Source organism: Frankia sp. CeRuru1, assembly GCF_977966315.1.
The window spans coordinates 1-9079 of the sequence record NZ_CDWWEW010000208.1; the positions used below are offsets into that span (position 1 = coordinate 1).

A 9079-nucleotide genomic window follows, 5' to 3' on the forward strand; every position below is an offset into this window, starting at 1 on the left:
GTCATGCCCCGCTCATGGAACTCCGACAGCCGCCCGAGGAGCGTCAGCCGGTCGCCGGGGCGCAGCGAGACGTCGCGGGGCGGGCAGAGCTCGGGGAGGCGCTCCCCCGCGCGGCGCAGCGAGATCGGGGTCAGATCGCCATAGCGGGCCCGGAAGGCATGCCGGCCTATGATCGACTCCTCGATCACCGCGAAGACCTCGGCATCGGACCGTTCGTCCATCGGGAAGGCGTGCGTCACGTCCGAGCGGACGCACGCCTCGACGAAGCTCGGCCCCGCGAGCTCGGCCCGGTTCAGCACCCGGACCTGGCTGAGCGCGTCCGCGAGCTGGTCGCCGAGCTGGCGGTTACTGATGGCCACGACGAGCCGGACACCGGGGGCCGTCTCGGCCGCGACCAGCGCTGTGCCCAGGTTGTCGAGGTCCGTCTCGTGACAGGACACGACCGCGAGCGCCGCGGCGATGCCGGCCTCGCGCAGCGCCCCGGCGCCACGGGTACTCTCCACCAGGACCCGCACGCCCCACCGCTCCACCCTGCGCCGGGTGGCGGGGGCGACCCGATCGTCGATGGCCACCACCGTCACACCCGACGCCCGGAGCTGTTCGGCGAGCCGGAGCCCCAGGTTGCTCAGCCCGCAGACAATGACGTGACCCGACGGGTCGGAACCACCCGAACCACCGAAGGCACCCGAACCTCCCTGACCGTTGACGGCGCCATGCCCGCTGAGGACGCCATGCCCGCTGAGGACGCCATGCCCATCGAGGGCACCATGACCATCGACGGTGCCATTGCCTCCGGTCGCGCCGGAACTTCCAGAACCCGCTGCCATGCCACCCCCTCCAGCACGCCGGACCGGTCCCGTCCCACTCATGCCTCGACCGGACCATCCTCAACCGAATCGGTCCGGGGCCGATCAACACCGCTCGGCACGCCGTGGCGCCGCAGCGCCGTGGGCACCTGGCCGGTCCTCGCCGGACCCGGCCGGGATCGGGCGCGCCACGGGAGGAACAGGCACCGCGCTGACCTGGGGTATGGGGATTCGTCCGCGGCCGCCAGTTTCTCATGCCGGCCCGCGGCGACGGCCAGGCACGGACCCGGTGGGCGGATCCGCCGCCTCCGATAGTCTTTTCCGACGGTGAGTGGCAAAACGGTTCGGATTCGGCTAAACAGGCAGGGCGGAGAGCGGCAGTGAAGGCGAACGAAACTACTCTGGGTGAACTCCTCCAGGGTCAGTGCCAGTATGTCGTCCCGTTGTATCAACGCCCCTACAGCTGGGAACGCGCCAACCTGCGGCAACTCTGGGCCGACATCACGAGCGTGGCCGCCGCCGGTCCAGCGGCAACGCACTTCCTAGGTTCGCTGGTTCTCGCGCCGAGCCCGTCGACGACGCCAGCCGGAGTGGCGATCTGGCTGGTGGTGGACGGTCAGCAACGGCTGACGGCGCTGAGCATCCTGCTCTGCGCGATCCGCGATCATGTCCGAGATGACGATCAGATGCTCGCGGCGAAGATCGACGATCTGTACCTCATGAACAGGTACGCGGCCGGAACCGAACGTTACACCCTGCTACCGACGCGAGCCGACCGGACCGCCTGGACCGCTCTCGTCGAGCAGTCGCCGGAGGCAGGAGGCCGGGCCGGGATTGGCGACGCATACCAGTTCTTCCGCAAGGAACTCGCCGCGTTGCGCGACGCCGACGACCCGCTGGATGCAGCACTGATCGAGCAGGCCATGGTCGGTCAGCTCGCAATCGTGGAGATCGCCGCGCATGTCGACGACGACGTCTACCGCATCTTCGAATCGCTCAACCACACCGGCCGCCGGCTCACCCAGGCGGACCTGCTGCGCAACTACCTGTTCATGCGGCTACCCACCCGAGCGGACCGGGTGTACGACTGGCGGTGGTTCCCACTCCAGGAACTGCTTGGTGACAGACTGGAGGATCTGGTCTGGCTCGACCTCGTGCTCCGCGGCGACGACCGTGCCACCAAGGAGGCCGTGTACCAGTCGCAGCGGCAGTATCTCCAGACGCTGCCGGACGAGGACGCCATCGAGCGGTGGATCTCCGAGCTGCATGCGAAGGCCCTGCTGTTCAGCCGGATTCTCGATCCGGACCGGGAGGAGGACCCGGTCCTGCGGCAGGCCCTACACCGGCTGCGCCGGTGGGGGGCGGACGTCGTCCGGCCGACCGTCCTACACGTGCTGATCGCGCATGCGAATGACCGTCTCGACGCCACCGAGGCCGCCGCGGCACTCCGGGTGGTGGAGAGCTACCTGGTGCGGCGGATGCTGGTCGGCATCGCGAGCGCCAACAGCAACCGCATCCTCATGTCGCTCGTCAAGGAGCTCGGCGACCAGACGCCGACCGCCGCCGCGATCACGCGGGTTCTCTCCGGCCCGCGTAAGAAGTTCCCGACCGATCAGCTTGTGAAGGAAGCCGTCCTGCTCAATCCCTTCTACTGGACCGGGCGCGGCCCTCAGCGCACCTATGTGTTGCGCGGCCTGGAAGAGGACTACGAGCATCTCGAACCGGTCGACTGGGGCGTGAAGCTGACGGTTGAACACATCCTCCCCCAGTCATTGGCGAGACCGGGATGGAAAGCGGTTCTCGACGCCGATGCCCACGAGGGTGAGACGCGCGACGAGCTGCACCGCAGGCTCGTCCATACTCTGGGCAATCTGACGCTCACCGCCTACAATCCGAAACTCGCCGACCACGAGTTCACCGAGAAGAAGAAGCTGCTGGCCGACAGCGGGCTGGCGATGAACCGAGAAATCGCCGGTCAGGACAGGTGGGGTCGGGAGGAGATCCAAAATCGCGGCCGGGCGCTCGCCGAGCGGATCGTGAAGATCTGGCCCGGCCCGGACGAGTCCGTGGTCCCGCCACCCCAGGACCAGCGATGGACCCTGATGATCCGGGTACTGGCTGCGATCCCGCCCGGCCGCTGGACCAGTTACTCCGACGTCGCGGAGGTGATCGGGTCCCACGCCGTCGCGGTGGGAGCCAAGCTGGCCAGTGCCCGGATCTCCAACGCCCACCGCGTCCTGCTCCTGAACGGTTCCATCTCCCCGGACTTCCGCTGGCCCGATCCGGAACGCACCGACGATCCACGGGAGATTCTGGCCGCCGAGGGTGTCATTCTCAGCAGGTCGGGCCGGGCACTGGCCCGCCAACGCATGACCGCCGCCGAACTAGCCGCCGCCGCCGATCTCGAAGCCCCGGAAGAGAGCCAGGGAGCCGCCGCCGGAACCAAGGAACGTCTGTTGGCCGCCCCGGCCGCCCGGTCCGCCGTGGGGCTCGCGGTCAGCCTGTGGCCATCAGAGCGGCGTGCGGCGGCGCCCACGGACGATGCGAACTCCGGCCTCTCCTACCAGGACCGGGTCCGGGGCTGCCTGCTGGGCGGGGCGTTGGGAGACGCGCTCGGTGCGGCAATCGAATTCCAGTCGCTTGACGAGATCCGACGGGAGTACGGGACGGCGGGGGTCATCGGCCTCACGGCCGCCTACGGGGTACACGCTCCGTTTACAGATGACACCCAGATGACGCTGTTTACCGTGGAGGGTCTGATCCGGGCCTCGGTCCGCAGCCGCTCCCGGGGCATCGCCGATCCGCCCGCGGTGCTGTGGCGCGCCTACCAGCGTTGGCTCACGACGCAGCGGCGGACCGGTCCGGCCGCCGGGGAGATGGACGGCTGGTTGGCGGCGCAGCAGCTGATGTATGCCCGGCGCGCTCCGGGGAACGCCTGCCTGTCCGGGCTGGGGCGCCCCGAGATGGGCACGCTCGCGCGGCCGGCGAACCCCGACAGCAAGGGGTGCGGGGCGGTGATGCGCTCGGCCCCGTTCGGGCTGCTCCGGCGGGGCCCGGAAACCTCCTTCGACCATGCGGTCGAATGCGCCGTGTTCACCCACGGTCATCCCTCCGGGTACCTCGCCGCAGGCGCGTTCGCGTGGATCGTCGCCGCGATGGTGGACGGCGCGAGCATCACCCAGGCCACCGCATCGGCCCTCGGCCGCCTGTCGGCCGAACGCGACGGCAAGGAAGTGGCCAGAGCTCTGCGGGCGGCTCTCGGAACGGCAGCGGACGGTGCGCCCACAGCGGAACGCGTGGAATCGCTGGGCGCCGGCTGGGTCGCCGAGGAGGCGCTGGCGATCGCGGTGTACTGCGCGGTGGCGGCGCCCGACGATCCGCAGACGGCGCTGCTCGCGGCGGTCAACCACTCCGGCGACAGCGACTCGACCGGCGCGATCTGCGGGAACCTCGTTGGCGCCGCCCTGGGTGAGCCGGCACTGCCGGCAGCCTGGCTGAAGGAGCTGGCGGGCTATGAGCTGGTCGGGCAGGTCGCGGACGATCTGGTAACCGAGATCGAGAACACCGCGACCGTCTCCGACGCCTTCGGCGCGGCCACCCCGGCCTGGTCCACCCGCTACCCCGGGAGCTGAGCTCACGCACATCAGATCTCCCATCGGTTCGAGCCGTGCCGGCGCTCCGTGGTGCTTCCGGCTCACCTGCTCGGGGGGACGTTAACCCGACCGTCCCCCTGCCGAAGGTCCCTTTCGGCCACCCGGGACGGCGAGGTGAGCTGGGCGGCGAGGTGAGTTACATGAAGGTGCGGACAACAACGGGCCGGCGATGGATCGGGGCGGTGGCGCTGCTGGCGGGCGCGCTGCTCGTGCTGCTGGGATGTGGCGGCGGTGGCGGCGGTACCGGTGGCGGCGGTACCGGTGGCGGCGGCTCCACCGACATCACCACGTCGAAGCCATCGGTGTCCGGCACCTCGCCGGCGCCTTCTCCGTCCGTGTCCTCCCGCTCGCCGGGTGGACCGGTGGTGACGTCGCCTTCCACAACCGCGACGCCGCGGGAGCCGGTCTGGTCGAGCGAACCGCGCCGCGTCGAGCATCCGCTGTACGGTAACGCGACGGTCGTCGCAGTGCGCAGCGCGCACAACGTCGCCGGCGGGATGGCTTTCGATCGGCTGACGATCGAGCTCCAAGGGCAGATCCCTGGCTACGAGGTGCGTTACGTGGCCGAGGTGCTGTCGCCAGGCGAGGGCGTTGCGGTCCCGCTCCGGGGGCAGGCGTTCCTGGAGGTGGTGTTGTTCCCGGCCGTGGCCCACGATGAGACCGGCAGGTCGACGCTGCGCACACCGCAGGCCGGCGGCGGGCTTCCCGCGCTTGTCCAGTATCGGATGACCGGCGACTACGAGGGCTACGTCCATTTCGGCCTGGGGGTCGACGATCGGGTCGGCTTCCGGGTGCTCGAACTGTCGAACCCGTCGCGTGTGGTGATCGACCTCGCCGCCTGAGGTCTGCCGGCGAGGTCTGCCGGCCGGCCTCGGCCCGTGACCTGCCGCGCTTCCCTGGCGCGGGCAGTTCCCTCTTTGCCGTCGCCGGTCATCGAGCCACACCGCGCCGCACCCCGAAAACCCAGCACAACAGCATGATCAACTTAGGCTGCCCGGCACTGGCCCGGGAACGGCCCGTTCGGCATCGGGGGTCAGGACCTTCCGCACCCGCTGTCAGGACTGGCGCGATCTGGGGTGCTTGGCCTCGGCAGAGAAACATACGTGCCGGTCGGGGCACGTCGGAAGGCGTGCCCGCCCGGTGGAGACCGGGAAGCTGTCATGACGTACGTCCCACCTGGAAAACCAGGCAGTATCGTCCATGTTACGGACCGGTACGAGAACTTCATCGGCGGAAAGTGGCTGCCGCCGCGGGCCGGTAAATATTCGACCAACCTTAGCCCGGCCACGGCGCAGCCGATCTGTGAAATACCGCGGTCGGCGGCGGAGGATGTCGAGGACGCCCTGGACGCGGCGCACGCCGCCGCCGGCTCCTGGGCCGCCGCGTCCCCGGCGGAGCGGGCCGAGGTGCTGACCGCGGTGGCGGATGCGATCGACGCCAACCGGGAGATGCTCGCGGTCACGGAAAGCTGGGAGAACGGCAAGCCGGTGCGGGAGACGCTGGCTGCCGACATCCCGCTGGCCGCCGACCACTTCCGGTACTTCGCCGCGGCGGCGCGCACCCTGGAGGGGTCGATCTCCGAGATCGACGGCAAGACCTACGCCTATCACTTCCACGAGCCGCTCGGGGTGGTCGGGCAGATCATCCCCTTCAACTTCCCGCTGCTGATGGCGGCGTGGAAGCTGGCGCCCGCGCTGGCCGCGGGTAACTGCTCGGTGATCAAGCCGGCGTCACCGACGCCGTGGTCGATCCTCAAGCTCGCCGAGGTGATTCAGGACGTCATCCCGCCCGGCATCGTCAACATCGTCAACGGGCCCGGCGCCGAGGTCGGCAGGGCCCTGGCCACCAGCCCGAAGATCGCGAAGATCGGCTTCACCGGTGAGACCACGACCGGCCGGCTGATGATGCAGTACGCGGCGCAGAACATCATCCCGGTCACCCTGGAGCTGGGCGGGAAGTCCCCGAACATCTTCTTCGAGGACGTCCTGGCCGCCGACGACGCCTATCTGAACAAGGCGGTCGAGGGGCTGGTGCTGTATGCGTTCAACAAGGGCGAGGTGTGCACCTGCCCGTCCCGGGCGCTGATCCAGGAGTCGATCTACGACGAGTTCATGGCGCGGGCGCTGGAACGGGTCGGCCTGATCCAGCAGGGCAACCCATTGGACCCGGCGACGATGCTGGGCCCGCAGGTCTCCGCGCAGCAGCTGTCAAAGATCGGCTCCTACGTGGACATCGGCCTGGCTGAGGGCGCCGAACTACTGGCCGGTGGGCACCGGACGCAGCTGGCCGGAGAGTTCGCGAACGGCTACTTCTTCGAGCCGACGCTGCTGAAGGGCCACAACAAGATGCGGGTCTTCCAGGAGGAGATCTTCGGCCCGGTACTGGCTGTCATCACCTTCAAGGACGAGGCCGAGGCGTTGGCCATCGCCAACGACACGCCTTACGGGCTCGGTGCCGGCGTGTGGACGCGGGACGGTGCCCGCCAGTTCCGGATGGGCCGGGGCATCAAGGCCGGCCGGGTCTGGGTCAACTGCTACCACCAGTATCCGGCGGGCGCGGCGTTCGGCGGATACAAGGTGTCCGGCATCGGCCGCGAAAACCACCGGATGATGCTGGAGCACTACAGCCAGACCAAGAACATGCTGGTCAGCTACGACGAGAACGCGCTCGGCCTGTTCTAGGGTCTCGGATTCCAGGGTTTCAGATTCCAGGGTTTCGGAGTCCATCGGCATTTCCCACCGACGATTCCCCTGGCTGGAGGATGTTATGAAGGCAGCAGTTGTCACCGATTTCCGGGCACCGTTGCGTATCGAGGACCGGGACGTCCCGGTGCCGGGGCCGGGGCAGATCCTGGTGCGGATGGAGGCCAGCGGCCTGTGCCACACCGACATCCACGCGGCGCGCGGTGACTGGCCGGTGAAGCCGACTCCCCCGTTCGTCCCGGGTCACGAGGGCGTCGGCGTGGTCGAGGCGGTGGGCGCCGGGGTGACCGGGCGCGCGACCGACGACCGGGTCGCGATCCCGTGGCTCGGTCATGCCTGCGGGCGCTGCCGCTACTGCGTCGGCGGCTGGGAGACGCTGTGCGAGAGCCAGCGCAACAGCGGCTACTCGATCGACGGTGCGTTCGCCGAGTACGCGGTGGCCGACGCGGACTACGCGGTGCCGGTGCCCGGTGATGTGCCGTCGTTCGACGCCGCGCCGCTGACCTGCGCCGGCGTGACCACCTACAAGGCCGTCAAGGTAGCCGGGGTGACCCCGGCCGAGACGGTGGCCGTGTTCGGCATCGGCGGGCTGGGCCACCTGGCGTTGCAGTACGCCCGCATCGCGGGTGGTTTCACCGTCGGGGTCGACGTCACCGAGGCCAAGCTGGAGCTGGCCACCGAACTGGGCGCCGACCAGGTGGTGAACGCGCGGACCGCCGACCCGGTCGAGGCCATCCAGCGGCTGGGCGGCGCCGACGTGGCGGTCGCGCTCGCCGCGTCGCCCCGTTCGTTCGAGCAGGCGTTCGCGTCGCTGCGGCGCGGCGGCCGGCTGGTCTGCGTGGCCCTGCCGGCGGATGGCACGATGTCCATCCCGATCTTCGACACGGTCCTGAAGGGGATCACGGTCAAAGGATCGATCGTCGGCACCCGCAACGATCTGGCCGAGGTGTTCCGGCTGCACGGGGCCGGCCGGACCAGGGTGATCGCTTCCGGCCGGAAGTTGGACGACGTCAACGCCTGCATGGACAAGGTCCTGGACAGCAGGGTCCCGGCCCGGGACGGCGTCATCACCGCTACCGGCCTCATCGTCCTGATCATCGGTGTGCTCCTGGGATCCGGCGCCGGCCTGTACGCGGCGCGGACCGTGCGGATGACCGCGATGCCGCAGCTGGTCAGCGTGTTCAACGCGGTCGGCGGCGGCGCTCGTCGCGTTCGCCGAGGTGGTGCGGTTGGGCGGCGCGGCCGGGCTGGCCGGGGCCTCCGGTCAGACCACCGTGACCGTCGGCCTCGACGCCGTCATCGGCGCGGTGACCTTCTCCGGCTCGCTGGTGGCCGCCGGCAAGCTGCAGGGCCTGATCAGTGGCGCGCCGGTGCTGTTCCGCGGCGCCCGACTGCTGAACGCCGCGCTGGGCTTAGGCGTGACGATGGTGCTGCCGATCGGCGGCGCGGGCCCAGCATGAAGTCGTCGAGCTCGCCGACCTGCTCACGCAGCACGGGGTGGACGTCTGCTACGCGATCCACCCGGTCGCCGGCAGAATGCCGGGCCACATGAACGTGCTGCTGGCCGAGGCGCACGTTCCCTATCCGCAGATGAAGGAACTGGCTGAGGTCAACCCCGAGTTCGCGCAGGCCGATGTCGCCCTGGTCGTCGGCGCCAACGACGTGACCAACCCGGCGGCCCGCCGGCCCGGCAACGCGATCTCCGGCCTCTCCGGCGGTCCGATGATGCTGCTCGGCCTCTTGGCAGATGGTTCACCAGGCCGTACCCTGAGCGATCCTGGCTGCACGTGGAGTGGGATGCGGATGCGGATGCAGCCCTAGGTCGTACCGGGATGGTGTGGTGCGGTGGGTGAGGGTGGGACACTCGTCGGGTGATCGGCGGGGGCAGCGTGATCGGCGCGGCGAGCGAGGGCGAGGG

6 protein-coding genes are annotated in these 9079 nt (G+C 69.6%); 5 read left to right on the top strand and 1 reads right to left on the bottom strand.

The annotated features are described in order from the left end of the window. The coding region (locus AC08OP_RS15260) for an NAD-binding protein (protein ID WP_476614810.1) at positions 1-827 on the bottom strand (827 nt) is incomplete at its 3' end. 359 nt (positions 828-1186) lie between these two features. Between AC08OP_RS15260 and AC08OP_RS15265 the strand changes: the two genes are divergently transcribed. The 5 genes from AC08OP_RS15265 to AC08OP_RS15285 all read left to right on the top strand — a co-directional run bounded on the left by AC08OP_RS15265 (position 1187) and on the right by AC08OP_RS15285 (position 8982). Then, complete coding sequence (locus AC08OP_RS15265; protein ID WP_476614811.1) at positions 1187-4438, top strand: ADP-ribosylglycohydrolase family protein; 3252 nt, start codon at positions 1187-1189, stop codon at positions 4436-4438. A gap of 161 nt (positions 4439-4599) precedes the next feature. Beyond that, complete coding sequence (locus tag AC08OP_RS15270; RefSeq protein ID WP_476614812.1) at positions 4600-5301, top strand: AMIN-like domain-containing (lipo)protein; 702 nt, start codon at positions 4600-4602, stop codon at positions 5299-5301. A gap of 318 nt (positions 5302-5619) precedes the next feature. Next, entirely contained in the window at positions 5620-7140 is a 1521-nt protein-coding gene (locus tag AC08OP_RS15275) for an aldehyde dehydrogenase family protein (protein WP_476614813.1), read from the top strand. A gap of 85 nt (positions 7141-7225) precedes the next feature. Next, a complete protein-coding gene (locus tag AC08OP_RS15280) occupies positions 7226-8713 on the top strand; it encodes a zinc-dependent alcohol dehydrogenase (RefSeq protein WP_476614814.1) in 1488 nt (495 codons plus the stop codon). Next, complete coding sequence (locus tag AC08OP_RS15285) at positions 8659-8982, top strand: NAD(P)(+) transhydrogenase (Re/Si-specific) subunit beta (protein ID WP_476614815.1); 324 nt, start codon at positions 8659-8661, stop codon at positions 8980-8982. Before AC08OP_RS15280 ends, AC08OP_RS15285 begins: the two co-directional genes overlap by 55 nt. The last annotated feature ends 97 nt before the right edge of the window (positions 8983-9079 follow it).